We start from the raw sequence: 16,253 nt of genomic DNA on the forward strand, positions 1-16,253 counted from the left end.
CCGCGCCGAATACCGGCCGACGTATCTGCTGAAACGCGGCCAGTACAATCTGCCGGACAAATCACGCGAACTCTGGCCCGCCATCCCCGACTGCCTGCCGCCGCTGAAAGCCGATCAGCCGAAGAACCGGCTTGGCCTGGCGCGGTGGCTGATTGATCGTGACAACCCGCTGGTCGCGCGAGTGGCGGTGAATCATGTCTGGAAACGTTTGTTCGGCAAAGGACTGTTCTCAGCGGAAAACGTCGGCGTTCAGGGGACTCCGCCGTCGCATCCGCTGCTGCTGGACTGGCTGGCCGTCGGCTTCATCGAATCCGGCTGGGATCTGAAGGCGTTGCACAAGCGGATTGTGATGAGCGCCACGTATCGGCAGAGTTCCGACTACACGGCGGACCTGCTGGCAACTGATCCGGAGAACCGCTGGCTGGCTCGCGGCGCGCGGTTCCGACTGCCGGCGGAACTGGTTCGTGACAACGCGCTGGCCGTCAGCGGATTACTGAGTCCCCGCATCGGCGGTCCGTCGGCTCGGCCGTATCAGCCCGCGGGACTCTGGGAGGAACTCGCTGGCGGAGCCAACGACGGTCCCTACAAGCCGGATACGGGAGACGGCCTCTACCGACGCAGCCTGTACACATACCGCAAGCGGACCGTGTCACATCCGACGCTGGCGACCTTCGATGCGCCAAGCTGGGAAATCTGCCAGGTCAAACGAGGCCGGACGAACACGCCGCTGCAGTCGCTGGCGCTGCTGAATGACGTGACGTATGTCGAAGCCGCAAGGCAACTGGCGACTCGCATGATTCAGTCCGGCGGCGACATGGCGGAATCGCAGATTGCTCGCGGCTTCGAACTGACTCTGCTTCGCAAACCGTCCGCCGATGAACTCACGCAACTGGCCGGAAGTTTCGATCAGTACACCGAGTACTATGAAACGGAACCCGCCGCCGCGAAGGAATTGATCCACATCGGAGACTCCGCGGTTGCCGACGAAATCCCGGCAACCCGGCTGGCGGCCATGACGGCGGTTGCCTCCGTCCTGCTGAATCTTGATGAAACAATCACACGCGAATAGTGCCCTGTCCATCGTATTCTGATGTGTGCCCCTGGCTGTGCCAGTGCTCTGTAGCCTTGAAAACACTGGCACGGCCGGTGGCACACGACCCATCGATCTATGCCTGACGCAGCAGTAGTCCACCATGAACCCAATTCAAACCGCACAACAGCTCAACCGACGATCGTTTCTGCAGCAGTCTCCAGGTCTTGGCGCGCTGGCACTCGCCGCGCTGAACGGCGGCACGTCCGCGACCGCCGCGGAAACGGTCCGCATTCCTCAACACCGACCGACGGCGAAGCGCGTCATCTATCTGTTCCAGTCCGGCGCTCCGTCGCAGTTTGAATTGTTCGACAACAAGCCGAACCTGAAAAAACTGGCACGGACGAATCTGCCGGATTCGGTGCGGATGGGTCAGCGACTGACGGGAATGACGGCTGGCCAGGCAAGCTTTCCGGTTGCGCCGTCGATCTTCCGGTTCCGTCAGCACGGCGATTCCGGCGTGGAACTGTCGGAACTGATTCCTCACATGGCAACGGTGGCCGATGACCTTTGTGTCGTGCGTTCCATGCACACGGAAGCCATCAACCACGACCCGGCGATTACTTTTTTCCAGACCGGATCTCAACTGGCGGGCCGGCCGAGCATGGGAGCGTGGGTGGCATATGGGCTGGGTTCCATGAACGAAGATCTGCCAACATTCATGGTGATGCTGTCGCGCGGCACGGGTCGTGCGGCCGGGCAGCCGCTTTACGATCGTCTGTGGGGCAGCGGCCCGCTGCCGTCGCAGTACCAGGGCGTTAAGCTGCGAGGCGGCGCGGAACCGATTCTGTACCTGACCAATCCCGCAGGCTGTCCTCCGCATCTGCGCCGTCGAATGCTGGACGATTTGAATGTTCTGAATCAGCGGAAGTTCCAGTCGTCGCTCGATCCGGAAATTCAGACGCGCATCGAACAGTACGAACTGGCGTTTCGCATGCAGGCGGCTGTGCCGGAACTGATGGATCTTTCGGGAGAACCGGAACACGTTCTGAAGATGTACGGCGACGACGTCCACAAGCCCGGCACGTACGCTCGCAACTGTCTGCTGGCTCGCCGACTGGCCGAACGCAACGTGCGGTTTGTGCAGTTGTTCCACATGGGCTGGGACCAGCACGACAATCTGCCCGTGCATATGTCTGGTCAATGCCGCGACACCGATCAGCCAACAGCCGCCCTGATCCGCGATCTCAAACAGCGCGGTCTGCTGGACGACACGGTGATTGTCTGGGGCGGCGAATTCGGCCGCACGGTCTACTGTCAGGGAACACTGACGGAAACAAACTACGGTCGTGACCACCACCCGCGGTGTTTTTCCATCTGCATGGCCGGAGGCGGTGTGAAGGGTGGCTTCACGTACGGGACGACCGATGACTTCGGCTACAACATCGTCGAAGACCCCGTTCACGTGAACGACTTGCACGCGACTTTGCTGCATTGCCTGGGAATTAACCACAAACTGCTGACCACAAAATACCAGGGTCTCGACCTGCGGCTCACGGGCGTCGAAGACCGCAATCCCGTGATGGAGATCCTGAGCTGAACCGGCTTGCTTTTCGCGGGACGGCTATCTTGCGGTAATTGGCATGCTGTCGCGTTTACGTTTCAAACAGCAGGCTCAGGCAGGTGACTCCACCTTCCGCCTTTGCGAATTCGGACACTTCCGCCGTCCGCACGGTCAGGCCGCGACTGACCAGCAGATCGGCCGTTTGCGGGTTTCCGCCGGCCACCACAACGGTCGCATTCACCAGAGCGACGTTTGCGGCCCACGGTTCATCCGCCGGGACATCCAGGCACTCGCGTCCGGCCAGAGCCGACGTGTCCAGCCAGTTGCGATTCACCAGAAGTGCGCCATCCGGCAGCGCGGTGCAGGCGGTTTTCAGATGCAGGCTTCCCCGGACCCTCACCGGATGGACCCGGTAACCGAAGCGTTCGACGATCGATCGAAGCTGGTTCACGCCGTCGCGATTCGTTCGAGACGACAGGCCAACGATCAGTTCGCGGCCGACTCGCAGAACGTCGCCGCCTTCCAGTTGCCCTGGCGAAACGATTCGGGCGATGCTGCGAAATTCCCGAAGCACCGATTCCATCGCCGCGGGTTCACGATTTCGTGATTCTACGCCCATCGATGCCAGCACCGCGATTTCATCCAGGACAACGGCGGTGTCTTCGACAAATGTCGCGTCGGCGCAGTCGACGCTGGCGTTCAGGACACGGACCTCGGCGCCGCATTCGTTCAGCAGCCGGCAGTAGTTCCGGTGTTGTCGTCGCAGCGATTCGAAGTTGAGCGGCTGTCGCTGCAGAAACGTCAGTTGGCATTCCGCCATGAACGGCGACGGTTCGTGTGTGATGGCAAGCGTCGCCATGCGGTACCGAATCATTTTCTGCCGCGCGGCAGCAGTCCACTGCGAATGGCTCGCTCGGAATCATTCATGGCGATCAACATACCTTCCGGAAATGTGCGATGGATGACGATGTCATCAAAGATCCGGACGCTGTCGTATTGGTTGAGCCCCATTCCGGCCAGATACTGCAGCCGCAGATTGGCGTCCCGGTTGAGTTCCGCGTCGGCCAGCCAGTCTTGCAGATCTCGGCCGTTGCCGGCGTAGGTCAGCAGCAGGTCCACGGGAGTATCGAACTTCACTTCGGCAAGCGATTCCCGCACGGACTGCCGATCGTTCTGCAGAAGCCGGGCGTGCAGTGCCTGAACGTCGATTCGCGTCGGTTCGGACTGGCCCAGCAGCACGATGTCGTATCCTTCGCCGCCGATGTCGTTGCTCCAGACGGTGCCTTCGGGAAAGACGCTGAAAAACGTTGCCAGTTCGCTTTTCACTGCCGCGTCGCTGGTTTCGTAAAGAGGCACCCACTGCGTGACCACTCCGCCGGGATTCAGCCGTTTGCGGCACCATTCGAAGTATTCCCGCGAATACAGCGTGGCCGCGCCCTTGACCCACGGATGGATGGGGTCGGACGTGATGATGTCGAAGTGTTGCGTGGTCGTCATGATGAAGTGCCGCGCGTCGTCGTTGACGATTTCGACGCGGGGATCATCGGTGACGTGGTGGTTTTCCCGCGAGAAGTATTTACCCGCCGCCGGCGGAATCAGCGGTTCGATTTCACAGATCACGATGCGTTCGATTTCGGGATGAGGCAGAAACGATCCGGCTGTGACACCGGCACCGCAGCCGACAACCAGCACGGATCGCGGTCGAGGATGCACAAGCGCCGGGAGGTGCCCCAGCATTCTCTGCAGCCGCATATCGGCCGGTTCACTGGACGCGACAATCTTCCCGCTGACGTGAAAGTTTCTGACGCCCGTCATTGCGTCTTCGGAAACGGCAATGGATGCGTTCATTCCCTCGCCGAAATACAGGTAATCGGGTTCGTCGCGATACGTCGGAAGGTATCGACCGTACGCGATCAGGCCGGTCGGAATTTGCGGGACATACGCCGACAGACCGGTTCCGGCCAGAGTCACGACGGAAAGCATGGCCGCCGCGGCACGACGGGAATGTGGCTGCGACGCCTGAAGCATCAGCGGCACAAACATGATCAGCGCGGAGACTCCCGCCAGCGCGACCAGAACCCGCTGCGCGTCCTGAGTTCCCAGCCAGGCAATCATCAGCACGCTGGCACACAAAGCGCCGGCAATTGCGCCGACAGTGTTGGCCGCATAGACGCTGCCGACCAGTCGGCCGGGGTCGCGGGATCCAGCGGCGGCGGACGCCAGAGCCAGCGGAAAACTGGCTCCCCACAGGCACGCCGCGGGCGACACAGCCCACGCGCAGCGAACCAGGTCCAGTTGAAACGTCAGCCACGGACTGGTGGCCAGCGAGACATCGATCGGCCAATATGGCAGTGATCGCGTGACTGTGATCGCCGTCCAGACGATCGCCGGAATCAGCAGCATCTGACAGCACCCCAGCGCGATCTGTGGATTCTTCAGTCGTGGAACGACGGTCGAAGCAATGCTGCTGCCAATTCCCAGTCCCACCAGGAACACGGCAAGGATGATCGAAAACGTATAAACCGACGCTCCCATCAGCAGTGACAGTTGCCGCGTCCAGATCACTTCCGCCGCCAGCGCCGTCATTCCGGAAAGCAGAATTGCCGGATACGCGAACCTCGACGACGTCGACAACGGCGTGGCGGCGGTTTTTCCCGGTGGACGCGATGCGGTTTCCCGGACGCCGTCGGAATACGGAAGCGCAATCGCCATCGCAAAGCTGACGAACGCCACACCGGCATTGATGGATGCCGCGACGTACGTGGCCGTTGCCATGTCGAACAGTCGCAGCAGACAGAATCCCGCCAGCAGGCATCCAAAGACGGCTCCCGCAATGTTTGAGCCGTAGAAGAAACCCAGGCGCGAAATTCCCGCGGGCGAAGCTTCCACCCAGCGAGCGATCGCCGGCAGCGTCGCTCCCATCAGAATCGTCGGCGGCAGCAGACAGACAGCGCTGATCACACAGCGCAAAAACAGTTCGGCTGACGATGCGCCGAAGTCCTCGACGTAGATCCGGCCGACCAGCGGCATCGCGGTCAGCAGCACGATTCCCAGAACCCCGATGCTCAGTTCCAGCAGCGCGTACACGCGAAGCGGATGCCGGTGCGACGAAACGAGTCGGGGAAACAGCAGGCTGCCAACGCACATTCCTCCCATGAATGTCGCCAGCAAAACGCCCAGCGAGATCGTTGAGGAGCCGATGACCAGTTGCAGCAACTGAAACCAGACAATTTCATAGATCAGCGCCGAACAGCCGCTGCCGACAAACATCAACAGCAGCAGCGGTACGGACGCGGATCCGTCGCGATGGTCCTGGTTGTCGGGGCTCACTGGCATTGCGAAAAACCTGCATCACTTCTGACGGGTTACTACTTTTCGCCGATGCACCACAGAAAGCCGTCCGTGCGAATGTAGGCGCGCCCGTCGGCGAAGACCGGTGTCGCCACGGCGAAGTCGTCCAGAGCGTTTTCGGCGACCAGCTCCAGCTTGTCGCCAGCGCGATAGACACTGGTCGTGCCGCCCTCGTCAGTGACGTAAAGGTGCCCGCCCGCAAGAACGGGTGACGCGCTGACCGTCACACGTCTTCCCTGAACTTCCTGTTCGTCCAGAACGTTTCCGGATGCGATGTCGATCATCGCGACGGTGCCGTGGTCCGTGCAGACGTAGAGCTTTCCGTCGGAAGCAACGGGAGTCGGCACGTCCGCCGCCGGGCCGCCGGTCGACCACGCGACGTGAGACTTTGTGACGTTACCTTCGCCGCCTAAACGAATCGCGGTCAGTGATTCACCGCGCGCGTAGGGCGCAACGACCAGTCCGTCCGAAAAGACGGGTGACGAAATCGAACGCCAGTTTTGCCTGCGGTCGGGATTCAGACCGCCGACGATCCACAGTTGCTTCCCGGTTGCGGCATTGTGGCCCGTGACGTGATCCGCTCCCAGCACGACAATTGTCTGACCGCCGGCGGCGTCGATGACCAGCGGCGTGGTGTAGCTCTGTTCGGATTCGCCGGGCGCGTCGAGATTTCGGTCCTGCTTCCAGTCCGGTTCGCCGGACGCCTTATCGAATGCCGCAAGGTAGGAACCGCTGCTCTGCATGCAGGCCACGACGACATCCTTCTTCGTAAGCACCGGCGACGTGCCGAGATCCCACCACAGCGTGTCAGCGCCGTACATCTGCTGCAGGTTCTTTTGCCAGACGATCTTTCCGTCCGCGCTGAGGCACGCGAGTTCGCCGCTCTTGAAATACACAAACACATTTTCGCCGTCGGTGACCGCGGACGGATTGCTGCCGCTGGCTTTCCGGTTCTTCGCGGGCACTTCCTGACCCAGCGAAACGCTCCATCGCTCCTTTCCGGAACGATCGAGACACAGCACGGAGTTCTTCCCCTGATTTTCGCAGGTCAGAAAAATATCGTTGCCCCAGATGACAGGCGTCGACGCTCCCAGTCCCGGAAGTTTGTATTTCCACAACACGTTTTCCGCCGCCGACCACTTGATCGGATAACCCGCTCCCGGTGCTACACCGTTTGCAGCCGGCCCGCGCCACTGCGGCCAGTTTTCGGCGGCGTCAGACACGGCGGATGTCACAAAGAGTATGGCGACCGAAGTACACACGATCAGAAGACGATTGGCAGGCATCACTCGGAATCCGTGGGAGCTGAACGCAAACAGAAATGTCCGAACACACTGAGACAACGTTGTAAACGCCGCACATGACTTCCGGGTTCCGGTCATTTTGCCGCAATCGCGGTCGGCGGCACCAAACTTCCCCGCGCCGGCCCGGAATTCCCCTGGCGAACACTGTACCATGTCGTCGCCGGTTTTCGCTGATCCCGACTCTTTCGAAGGCTGAAATCCAGATGAACCGTCTGCCCGTCATCCTGTTTCTGTTGGCCGGTTTCGCAACCTCACTGAACGCTCAGCCGACCGATACACGGGCACCGGACGTTGTGCTCGGCCCGTATCCGTACGAAGCGAAGCCGGACCACGATGCCTTCAAGGTGTTCAATCCGCGAAAAGCGCCGGCGCCGGGAGATTTGCTGCTGAAGGAAGGCGATCGGCTGGCGATCTGCGGTGATTCCATTACCGAACAGAAGATGTATTCCCGCCTGATCGAAACGTACCTGACGGTTTGTGTCCCGCAGTTGAAAATCACGGTCCGGCAATATGGCTGGAGCGGCGAAAAGACCGACGGATTCCTTCGACGCATGGAGCGGGACTGCCTGACGTTTGACCCGACCGTGGCGACTCTGGCCTACGGCATGAATGATTCCCGCTACCGGCCGTTCGACGTGACGAACGGCCAGTGGTACGACGATCACTACACGGCCATCGTCCGCCGATTCAAACAGCACCACGTGCGAGTCGTTGTCGGATCTCCGGGATGCGCAGGCCGCATCGCCGAATGGGTCAACAGTCGAGCCGGCACTCTGCAGGAACACAATCTGCACCTGTGCGCTTTGCGAGACATTGCGATGGGCGTTGCGGAACGCGAAGACGCGCGGTTCGCCGACATTTTCTGGCCGATGCTGCAGGCTCAGGTGTTCGCGCCGGAACAGCACCACGCCACGCCGGAGAAGCCCTATCAGGTCGCGGGAAAGGACGGTATCCATCCCGGCTGGGCAGGGCAGGTGATTATGGCCTGGTCGATGCTGCGGGCGATGGGGCTCGACGGCGACATCGGCACCATTACCGTCGACCTTGCCGGCGACACCGCCAAAGCATCGGCTGGCCATCGCGTGGATAGGTTCGCGGATGGAAAGCTGACCCTGACAAGTTCCCGTTATCCGTTTTGTGCCCGCGGAGACCTGCACGACGACAACTCGATCCGATCCGGCATGACGCTTGTGCCCTTCATGGAGGAACTCAACCGGCTTGTGCTGAAGGTCGCCGGCGCGGAACCGTCGGCTTCATACCGAATCACCTGGGGCGAACAGTCGCGGCAGTACAGCGGTGAAGAACTTTCTCGCGGCGTGAATCTTGCCGCGGATTTCGAACAAAACCCCTTCTGCGACGCGTTTGATCGAGTCGATGCAGCCGTCGCGGCAAAGCAGGCGTATGAAACTCAGCAGGTGAAAAAGGTGTTTCACGGTGACGAGGGCAGGGCTGATTTCCAGGCGGCGGTCGAACGGACGGAAGCCGAACGGGGGCCGCTGGCCGAAGCCATTGCCGCCGCCATGCAGCCGGTGACGCACTCGATCGTGATTCAGAAAGCCGGACAGTAAACATCGGCGGACGAAACTCGGGTTCTTTCTTCGCCGGACTTAACGGAGCACGTCATGTTACCAATTCGCAGTTGTCGATTGCCCTGGCTTCAATTGACCGGTCTTGTTTCAGCTGTGTTCCTGTCGCCGGCAATTCCGACTTCGGCCGACGACGCAGTCGGCGTTGATCGCGATTTGGTAAAAGTCGCCGCCGTGCAGATCATCGGCTACGACAAGGGCGACCTTCCGCGCGAAGGATTCGATCCGGCGGCTCAGATGATTTCGTATATCGACAAGGCCGGAGGCGACGGTGCTCAGTTGGTGGTCTTTCCCGAATACGTGCTCGGTCACATCCGTGTTCCAGGACCGGAAACCGAACGCATTGCCGCCCGCGCGAAGGCGAACTCAATCTATGTCATCGTCGGCTGCTGGGAAGAGTTTCCGGACGGCACGTTCGCCAACACGGCGCTGATTTTCGGCCGCACCGGAGAAATCGTCGGCAAGTACCGCAAGACTCACGCGGCCGTCGATCATTTCGAAGGCAGCCCGCCATGGACAAAGCCGCTTTCGGACAAATCACGAGACTGGATGCTGCAGAACGATCCGGAATGGGTGATGGAAGCCGGTCAGGATCTGCCTGTGTTCGAATTGGATTTCGGAAAAGTGGGCATCATGACGTGCTACGACGGTTGGTTTCCGGAACCTCCGCGAGTGATGTCACTGAAGGGTGCCGAACTGATCGTGTGGATCAACGGCCGGGGCGGTTCGGTCGAAGACTTCATCGTCAAATCGACCATGTTTCAAAGCCACGTCGCGATGATCACCACCAATCAGGCCTACGGCGGCGGCACGATGATCGCGGATACTCAGCAATGGCCGGCTCGCATCATCGCGCGGTGTCCGGATCAGCAGGAAGCCTGGATTTCCGGAACCATCAATCTGAAACAGGTTCGTCAGGTTCGAGCCAGCAGCCGAAACTTCGCGCAGCGCCGACCGGATCTTTACGGGCGGCTTGCAACGCCCGAGGCTGCCGTCGCGACTGACAGTAATCCGAAGTGATCGTTGCCGGAGCGGAACGTTGCTTCGAATCAATCCGCTGCATTACAGCACGCCGAATTTTTCGTATGCGTCGACGGCTTTCATGCCGCCGCGGATCGCATCGCGGACGGCGTTTTCGGCGTGAGCTTTTTCCCACGACAGACGCAGCACTTCCGATTCGGCTCGCTGCGGAATTACGACGACACCATCGTCGTCGGCGACGACCAGATCGCCGGGATGGAAGACAACGCCGTCGATTTCCACCGGAACGTCGCGGTCGATGACTCGCTGCCGATCCTTGCTGTCGTACAGGCAGGTGCCGCGGGCGACCACCGGGAAATTCATCTGCCGGATCTTTGCGACATCGCGCACGGCACCATCCACGATGGCTCCCACGCAGCCGCCGTTCGTGACGGCTGTCGTCAGCAGTTCGCCCCAGATTCCCGAACGCATGGAACCGCCGGCCGCGGCAATGAAGACGTCATCCGGCTGACAACTGTCGACGGCTTTCAGTTCCAGATCGTAAGGTCGCGGGTCGCTGTGAAACATGTCGGCCCACAAAGTCGTGCGGCAGCGGCCGACAATCATGCCGCCGGTCGTAACGGCCTTCAGCGGCACGCGCGGAGACTGGTTCCGGAATCCGGCCACATCCAGAGCATCGCAGATCACGGCCGAATACAGATGGTCGCGGACATGTTGCAGAGTGATTTCTTCCGGCGGTCGTGTCATCGTCGTCTTTCGCTATTCTTCGAACCCGGTCAGGCGGTCGAAAGGTAGCGAACCTCACACAGGAATTGCATCGAAATGCGAGTCGGAATCATTGCGCTGCTGCATGAATCGAACACGTTTTCCTGTCAGCCCACAACGCTGGAATCGTTCCGCCAGAACCTGCTGCTGACCGGCGAACTGATTCGTGCCGCTCTGGCGGACGCTCACCACGAAGTCGGAGGCTTCTTTGCCGGACTGGCAGCCGCTGGCGCCGACGCCGTGCCACTGATTGCCGCGCGAGCCCTGCCGTCCGGGACGATTCGTACGGATGATTTTTCGCAGCTTGTTGAACAGTTGCTGCACGCGGTTCAGCAGGCCGGTCCGCTGGACGGGGATCCTGGTCGCTCCGCACGGCGCGACGGTGAGTGAACGACACCCCGATGCCGACGGCTACTGGCTGAACGAACTGCGCAAAGCGGTCGGTTCGGAGTTGCCGATTATCGGGACGCTGGATGCTCACGCGAATCTGTCGCCGCTGATGGTTGAGAGTTGCAACGCGCTGATCGCCTACCGCACGAATCCTCACCTGGATCAGCGCGAACGCGGCGAGGAAGCGGCTCGGCTGTTGGTACGCACGATTCGCGGCGAAGTGTCGCCGACCATGTCCGCTCGGTTCCCGCCAATGGCGATCCAGCATCGAACGGCAATGTACCGACGAACCGCATCTGCGTCCGCTGTATCAGGCTGCGGATGCTCAGTTGCGAGCCGACGGAGTTCTTTACCAACAGCATCCTGCTGGGTTTTCCATACGCGGATGTCGCGGAAATGGGGTCGTCGGTTGTTGTCGTCACTGACGGAGACACGCCGCTGGCCGATCGCATGGCCGACGATCTGGCAGCGACAATGTGGAACACGCGTGACCAGTTCCGCGGCGAATTCACTGTCGCGCAAAGGCTCTGCAGCAGTGTGAAGGAAGCTCGGGCCGCATTTGCCTGCTGGACATGGGAGATAACGTCGGCGGGGTTCGGCAGCGGACGGAACTGAAACTTCTCGCCGCGATTCACGCCGCGCGCGTCGGCTCCCGCGTCTGCATGCCTTCGATCCCGGAAACAGTCGCCGCTTGTGAACAGTCGGGTGCAGGAACTCGCGTGACGCTCAGTGTCGGAGGCAAGTCGGATGATCTGCACGGACCGCCGATCCGGGTCGAAGTCACTGTCCGATCGCTGCACGACGGAAAGTTCCGCGAACCCTGCGCCGCGCGTCATGGCGGAATCACGGACTTCGACCAGGGACTCACAGCCGTCTGCGACACGGACAACGGCCTGACGCTGATGCTGACATCGCCGCATGGTGCCGTTCAGCCTGCAGCAGTTGATCAGTTGCGATGTCGACCCCAGGCAGTTTCGAATTCCTGGTAGCGAAGGGAGTCAACGCGCCTCATCGCCGCGTATCGAGAAGTCTGCGACACATTCATCCGAGTCAACACGATGGGATCCACCTGCGCGGACATGTCGCGGCTGAGCTATCAACACCGGCGACGCCCGCTGTTTCCAATCGAACCCGAAACCGAGTTCATTCCACTTTCCGGTCGGCGTTGAGGCCCAGGGCGGCGAGGCCGGCGAGGATGTGAAGCCGCAGGCGAACAGCAGGAAGGCTTCGTGCCAGTCGCCGTTGGTGTCCCACTGTTCCAGCACAATCGGGACCAACAGCGGCGTCGTGGCGGCTCCCAAATTGCCCCACATGTTGCCCCAGCCAAAGACAGCGGCCGTGTTTCTGCCGCCGACGTCCTGCATGTAGGCCCAGATCGCCGGAACGCTCAGGTCTGTGGCGAATGCAACCAGAGAAGCCGCGGCGATGAATGCCCAGGCGGATTCCAGGTACAGGCACGACAAATACGCGGAGACCGCCAGCACGTAGCTGGCGACGACCGGCAGAGATCGTCCCCACCGGCGACCGAGAACTCTGACGGCGCGGTCGGTGATCGGACCGCCGGACAGCATTCCCACGATGCCCGCGCACAGCACGGTTGTCGACATCAGGCCGCCGACTTTCGCGTCGACGTGCTTGACGTCCTGCAGATACTTCGGCAGCCACGTCACCAGAAACACCCAGCCGATGTTGATGCCGTATTGCACCATGCACATCAGCCACATCGTGGGACTTCTGACCAGCGGCAGCAGCGGCGGAAACGGTGGACGTCCGGTGTCGGTCGCGTCCGTGTCGAATTGTGTGATCAGGTTCTGCTCTACTTCATTGCAGTCCGGATGTTCCGCCGGTCGGTCACGAACGACGAATCGAAATGCCGCCGCGACGACAAATCCGGCCAGTCCATAAATCACCAGCACCATGCGCCATCCGACCACATCAGCCAGCAGGAAGGCTGTCAGGATCGGAGCTATAGCGCCGCCGACTCGCCCGCCGAACGAAACGATGCCGCTGGCCGTTCCACGATTCGGCAGTGAGATCCAGCGTTTCACCAGACTGCTGGCGGTTGGATAGCAGCCGGCCTGAGCGAGTCCGAACAGCATCCGGGCCGCGATCAGGACAACAAACCCGTTGGCCAGTCCGGTCAGCATCGTGCAGACCGACCAGATCGCGATGTAAGCAGGCAGCATCAGCCGCGCGCCGAAGCGGTCGGATAGCCAGCCGGCGGGTACCTGAGCGAGTGCGTAGGTGAAGAAGAAGGCAGACAGCACGGCCCCGGTTTGCTTTTCGGTCAGCGTCAGCGCCGAAGTAAATTCCTGCAGCTTGGCGATTTCGGCGATGCACACTCGATCCAGGTACAGCATCACCGCCGCGAGTGTGGTGACACCTACAACCTGAAAACGCACGTTCGTGGTTGTGACGGAAGTCAGTGTGTCGGATGCAACGTGTGGGTTGTCGTGACCAGCTGAATCTGCGCTGGCGGGGTTGCGATCACTCATGTTGGTCCGGCCAGGTAACCATGACTTCCACTACCACTCGCGTGCGATACCGTAGTCGTCAAAGACCCTGTCGACACTGATGATTGGCAGGTTTTCAACGCTGGCCTGAGCAACCATCAGCCGGTCAAACGGGTCACGATGATGAAAAGGCAAACTGCAAACGACTTTGAGATGGTCAACACTGACCGCGAGAATCTCCATGCTGTTTCTTGTCAGTTGGTCGGGAAACAGTTGCTCGAACGGCAGACCGAGAGTCAGCCTTCCTATGCTGAACTTGATGGCCATTTCCCACAGCGTGGCGATGCTCACAACAAGGTCGTTTCTCACATCATCGATCAACTGCCGGGCATGATCGCTTAGCTGCGGGCTTCCGCCGATAAACCAGATCAGACTGTGAGTATCCAGCATGTATTTCATTCGACGTACTCGCTGAAATCCGCCAGTGGCTCATCAAAGTCAGGTCCCATTGAAATCAGACCTCTGGCGCTGCCGAACTGCCGCGAACGCTTCGTCGTGGCGCACGGGACAAGTTGCACTGACAACTCAGCGTCTTTCGTGATGAAGACATCCTCACCCGCGACAGCCGCTTCAATCAGGTCTGGGAGATGCGTCTTCGCTTCGTCGAGAGTGACTTTCTGCATCATGGGGTATCCCGCTGACAGGTCGTTTCACTGAAGTGTTGACGCCCGTTGGCTGCACAATACTGCGATCACACCCGTGAATCCATTGCAACCGTGTTCCGGAAACGTCCGCTACGTTGAAACGCCTGCGGTCCCGTACACACTGTGACATCGCCAACACAGGGTAACTGGCTGTCGATTATTGCCGTTACGGTGAAGTCAGCCTGATCTGCCACCACGGGCTCATCGAGCAGACCTCAGCCGCGCGATGGCACTCCGCTGCGGCGATATCGGTTTTGTCCCGAAACGAACAACTCCGGCAGCAGAGTTGTTCCCAGGCCCGGATCAGTCGGAAGCAGCAGCCGGCCGTCTTCGACTACCGGTTGGCGATCGATCAGGTGGTCGTAAAACGTGCGAATGTGAGCCCGCACGGTTTCCTGGAACACGACGTTCGCCGATGCAGCGGCGCAGTGCAGACCGGCGAACAGAGTCAGCGGGCCGGTGCAGTCGTGCATGGTGGCGGGTACGTTGAAGGCCTGAGCCAGCTCGATGATTCGTCGTGTTTCGCTGATGCCGCTGGCCCATGTTGGGTCGATCATGACATAGTCGGCGGCTTTGGCATTCAGCAGCGACACGTATGATCCTCGCCCTGCGCAGCATTTCCGTCGCGGCAATCGGCAGGTTCTGACTGACGGCGAAGTCCGCCAGCGTTTCGACATTGTCGACTCGCAGGACGTCCTCCAGCCACAGTGGGTTGATCTCCCGCACGGCAGCGGCGATACGCAGTGCCGACGGCAGTTGGAAGAACGGCTGACCTTCGATCATGATTTCCCGATGCGATTACCGACACGGTCCTGGGATTTCCGAAGCGGCTTCATTCCGGCTTTCGACGTCCGCCGTAAATGTACAACCCGCCGTTGCGATGCACGAAGCGGTCGAACGGCCAGACTTTCATCCCGGCGATTCCCTCCGCGACAAGTTCTTCCGCCAGATCGCCGGCGGCATGGAAGGAAGACCAGTTGTCCTGGAGCGGGCCGGGTTGACCTTCGTCGCCGTAGCCCGGCCAGCCGGGATGTCTCGCCGCGTTTGCGGCAGAACCTTTCACCGCGCCGTAGCCAGGTCCGCCACAGGTGTTGTAGACGCGAACTCGCGGCTGGACGGCACCGCCGAGCAGCTTCCAGACCGGCTGACCGCAGACCTGCCCCAGCAGATCCCACAGCGCGACGTCGACGGCTGACAGAGCCCGCATTTCCGCTCCCGGCGCGCCGAACGCGGAGCAGCGTTCGTACAGGAATCGCCAGTGAGCCTCGATGTCAGTGGCTTCCGCACCCAGCAGCCGCTCGGCCATCCAGTCGTGAACGAGCGATTCGATCGCATGAGGCGTGTAGTACGTTTCGCCGCAGCCAACCAGTCCATCGTCTGTGTGAATGCGGACGAGAATCAGGTTGGGCATGATGGCCGCGGGAATCGCGGTTTCGATGGCAGTGATTGTGGGCATGTGCTTCGGGCCGTGTGTCGAGGGTCGAACGATGCAGTCAGATTCCGTTCGTGGTTTGGACGTTCGCCGCCGTGCCATGCAGCAGCCCGCGAATGTAACCGAAAGCGAACAATCGTCCGAGCATCGTGTAGCCGGGTTCACCGGAATCTTCACCTTCCAGCTGAGGCACATGGTCCGGCCGGATCGGTCCGTCGAAGCCGATTTCGCGCAGAGCACGAACCGCCGCGGCCATGTCCGTCGGGCCGTTGTCATGAAAGGTTTCGACGAACGATTCCGCGTTGCCTCGCACGTCGCGAAAATGAACGCACTGAATGTGGCGTCCGAGCCGTCGAATGGCTGCCGGAATGTCGACGCCCATCGTGGCGAACGCTCCCTGGCAGAAGCAGATCGCGTTGCGAGAACTCGGCACCAGCGAAACCAGCCGCTCAAAGTTTTCGACGGAATTCATGATGCGCGCCATGCCGCAGAATTCCGGCAGCGGAGGATCATCCGGATGCATGACCAGCGTGACTCCGGCCGCTTCCGCGACGGGAACCAATTCGCGCAGGAAGTGCTCCAGATGTTCCCAGAGCTGTCCGGTGGAAATCGGCGTCGCTGCAAATTGACCGCTGCGGGAATTCAAAGACATCGCTCGTTCGGCGTCTCTGAGATCAAACCCTGTAACCCTGG

The 16,253-nt window shown here is 60.7% G+C and carries 17 protein-coding genes; 7 read left to right on the forward strand and 10 right to left on the reverse strand.

Going from position 1 to position 16,253, the window contains the following annotated elements:
* Together R3C19_26910 and R3C19_26915 are read left to right on the forward strand one after the other, a co-directional pair.
* Positions 1-1,069: DUF1553 domain-containing protein (locus R3C19_26910; GenBank protein MEZ6063992.1), on the forward strand; the 1,069-nt coding region annotated here is incomplete at its 5' end.
* Positions 1,070-1,193: 124 nt separating this feature from the next.
* Positions 1,194-2,630, forward strand: a complete 1,437-nt coding sequence (locus R3C19_26915; protein MEZ6063993.1) for a DUF1501 domain-containing protein — start codon at positions 1,194-1,196, stop codon at positions 2,628-2,630.
* A gap of 55 nt (positions 2,631-2,685) precedes the next feature.
* On the opposite strand, the gene R3C19_26920 is transcribed toward R3C19_26915, so the two are convergent.
* The 3 genes from R3C19_26920 to R3C19_26930 are packed head-to-tail and all read right to left on the reverse strand — an operon-like array spanning position 2,686 to position 7,231.
* Positions 2,686-3,453, reverse strand: coding sequence for an arginine deiminase family protein (locus R3C19_26920; protein ID MEZ6063994.1), 768 nt, complete (start codon positions 3,451-3,453; stop codon positions 2,686-2,688).
* Positions 3,454-3,464: 11 nt separating this feature from the next.
* Positions 3,465-5,930, reverse strand: coding sequence for a fused MFS/spermidine synthase (locus R3C19_26925; protein ID MEZ6063995.1), 2,466 nt, complete (start codon positions 5,928-5,930; stop codon positions 3,465-3,467).
* Positions 5,931-5,962: 32 nt separating this feature from the next.
* Positions 5,963-7,231 carry a PQQ-binding-like beta-propeller repeat protein gene (locus R3C19_26930; GenBank protein MEZ6063996.1) on the reverse strand — a complete coding sequence of 423 codons (1,269 nt, stop codon included), beginning with the start codon at positions 7,229-7,231 and terminating at the stop codon, positions 5,963-5,965.
* 221 nt (positions 7,232-7,452) lie between these two features.
* Between R3C19_26930 and R3C19_26935 the strand changes: the two genes are divergently transcribed.
* Both R3C19_26935 and R3C19_26940 read left to right on the forward strand, forming a co-directional pair.
* Complete coding sequence (locus tag R3C19_26935; protein MEZ6063997.1) at positions 7,453-8,817, forward strand: SGNH/GDSL hydrolase family protein; 1,365 nt, start codon at positions 7,453-7,455, stop codon at positions 8,815-8,817.
* A gap of 54 nt (positions 8,818-8,871) precedes the next feature.
* Positions 8,872-9,855 (forward strand): carbon-nitrogen hydrolase family protein, encoded by a 984-nt coding sequence (locus tag R3C19_26940; protein MEZ6063998.1) that lies wholly within the window; start codon positions 8,872-8,874, stop codon positions 9,853-9,855.
* Positions 9,856-9,897: 42 nt separating this feature from the next.
* Here the strand turns inward: R3C19_26940 and R3C19_26945 are convergent, their stop codons facing one another.
* Positions 9,898-10,563 carry an RraA family protein gene (locus R3C19_26945; protein ID MEZ6063999.1) on the reverse strand — a complete coding sequence of 222 codons (666 nt, stop codon included), beginning with the start codon at positions 10,561-10,563 and terminating at the stop codon, positions 9,898-9,900.
* A 75-nt stretch (positions 10,564-10,638) separates the two neighbouring features.
* On the opposite strand from R3C19_26945, the gene R3C19_26950 reads away from it, so the two are divergent.
* The 3 genes from R3C19_26950 (at position 10,639) to R3C19_26960 (ending at position 11,960) form a co-directional block, all read left to right on the forward strand.
* On the forward strand, positions 10,639-10,971 hold the full coding sequence (locus tag R3C19_26950; GenBank protein ID MEZ6064000.1) for a M81 family metallopeptidase: 333 nt from the start codon (positions 10,639-10,641) through the stop codon (positions 10,969-10,971).
* A 321-nt stretch (positions 10,972-11,292) separates the two neighbouring features.
* Positions 11,293-11,586 (forward strand): M81 family metallopeptidase, encoded by a 294-nt coding sequence (locus R3C19_26955; protein ID MEZ6064001.1) that lies wholly within the window; start codon positions 11,293-11,295, stop codon positions 11,584-11,586.
* Positions 11,544-11,960 (forward strand): MlrC C-terminal domain-containing protein, encoded by a 417-nt coding sequence (locus R3C19_26960; GenBank protein MEZ6064002.1) that lies wholly within the window; start codon positions 11,544-11,546, stop codon positions 11,958-11,960. The genes R3C19_26955 and R3C19_26960 overlap by 43 nt, the downstream gene beginning before the upstream one ends.
* A gap of 9 nt (positions 11,961-11,969) precedes the next feature.
* On the opposite strand, the gene R3C19_26965 is transcribed toward R3C19_26960, so the two are convergent.
* The 6 genes from R3C19_26965 to R3C19_26990 all read right to left on the reverse strand — a co-directional run.
* Positions 11,970-13,466 (reverse strand): MFS transporter, encoded by a 1,497-nt coding sequence (locus R3C19_26965; protein MEZ6064003.1) that lies wholly within the window; start codon positions 13,464-13,466, stop codon positions 11,970-11,972.
* A 30-nt stretch (positions 13,467-13,496) separates the two neighbouring features.
* Positions 13,497-13,883 carry a type II toxin-antitoxin system VapC family toxin gene (locus tag R3C19_26970; GenBank protein ID MEZ6064004.1) on the reverse strand — a complete coding sequence of 129 codons (387 nt, stop codon included), beginning with the start codon at positions 13,881-13,883 and terminating at the stop codon, positions 13,497-13,499.
* On the reverse strand, positions 13,880-14,110 hold the full coding sequence (locus R3C19_26975) for a type II toxin-antitoxin system prevent-host-death family antitoxin (protein ID MEZ6064005.1): 231 nt from the start codon (positions 14,108-14,110) through the stop codon (positions 13,880-13,882). The genes R3C19_26970 and R3C19_26975 overlap by 4 nt, the downstream gene beginning before the upstream one ends.
* A 233-nt stretch (positions 14,111-14,343) precedes the next feature.
* Complete coding sequence (locus R3C19_26980; protein ID MEZ6064006.1) at positions 14,344-14,721, reverse strand: enolase C-terminal domain-like protein; 378 nt, start codon at positions 14,719-14,721, stop codon at positions 14,344-14,346.
* 239 nt (positions 14,722-14,960) lie between these two features.
* A complete protein-coding gene (locus R3C19_26985) occupies positions 14,961-15,584 on the reverse strand; it encodes a hypothetical protein (GenBank protein ID MEZ6064007.1) in 624 nt (207 codons plus the stop codon).
* Between the two features lie 37 nt (positions 15,585-15,621).
* Positions 15,622-16,253 (reverse strand): mannonate dehydratase (locus R3C19_26990; protein ID MEZ6064008.1); only part of this gene is annotated, 632 nt, incomplete at its 5' end.

The organism is Planctomycetaceae bacterium (assembly GCA_041398785.1).
Classification (GTDB): Bacteria; Planctomycetota; Planctomycetia; order Planctomycetales; family Planctomycetaceae; genus JAWKUA01.

Bases quoted from the DNA above. Each gene is read 5' to 3' on its own strand.
- R3C19_26935 (MEZ6063997.1), top strand. From the start codon at position 7,453: ATGAACCGTCTGCCCGTCATCCTGTTTCTGTTGGCCGGTTTCGCAACC.
- R3C19_26965 (MEZ6064003.1), bottom strand. From the start codon at position 13,466: ATGAGTGATCGCAACCCCGCCAGCGCAGATTCAGCTGGTCACGACAAC.
- R3C19_26920 (MEZ6063994.1), bottom strand. From the start codon at position 3,453: ATGGCGACGCTTGCCATCACACACGAACCGTCGCCGTTCATGGCGGAA.
- R3C19_26975 (MEZ6064005.1), bottom strand. From the start codon at position 14,110: ATGATGCAGAAAGTCACTCTCGACGAAGCGAAGACGCATCTCCCAGAC.
- R3C19_26950 (MEZ6064000.1), top strand. From the start codon at position 10,639: ATGCGAGTCGGAATCATTGCGCTGCTGCATGAATCGAACACGTTTTCC.
- R3C19_26985 (MEZ6064007.1), bottom strand. From the start codon at position 15,584: ATGCCCACAATCACTGCCATCGAAACCGCGATTCCCGCGGCCATCATG.
- R3C19_26955 (MEZ6064001.1), top strand. From the start codon at position 11,293: ATGCTCAGTTGCGAGCCGACGGAGTTCTTTACCAACAGCATCCTGCTG.
- R3C19_26945 (MEZ6063999.1), bottom strand. From the start codon at position 10,563: ATGACACGACCGCCGGAAGAAATCACTCTGCAACATGTCCGCGACCAT.
- R3C19_26970 (MEZ6064004.1), bottom strand. From the start codon at position 13,883: ATGAAATACATGCTGGATACTCACAGTCTGATCTGGTTTATCGGCGGA.
- R3C19_26915 (MEZ6063993.1), top strand. From the start codon at position 1,194: ATGAACCCAATTCAAACCGCACAACAGCTCAACCGACGATCGTTTCTG.
- R3C19_26960 (MEZ6064002.1), top strand. From the start codon at position 11,544: ATGGGAGATAACGTCGGCGGGGTTCGGCAGCGGACGGAACTGAAACTT.
- R3C19_26925 (MEZ6063995.1), bottom strand. From the start codon at position 5,930: ATGCCAGTGAGCCCCGACAACCAGGACCATCGCGACGGATCCGCGTCC.
- R3C19_26930 (MEZ6063996.1), bottom strand. From the start codon at position 7,231: ATGCCTGCCAATCGTCTTCTGATCGTGTGTACTTCGGTCGCCATACTC.
- R3C19_26940 (MEZ6063998.1), top strand. From the start codon at position 8,872: ATGTTACCAATTCGCAGTTGTCGATTGCCCTGGCTTCAATTGACCGGT.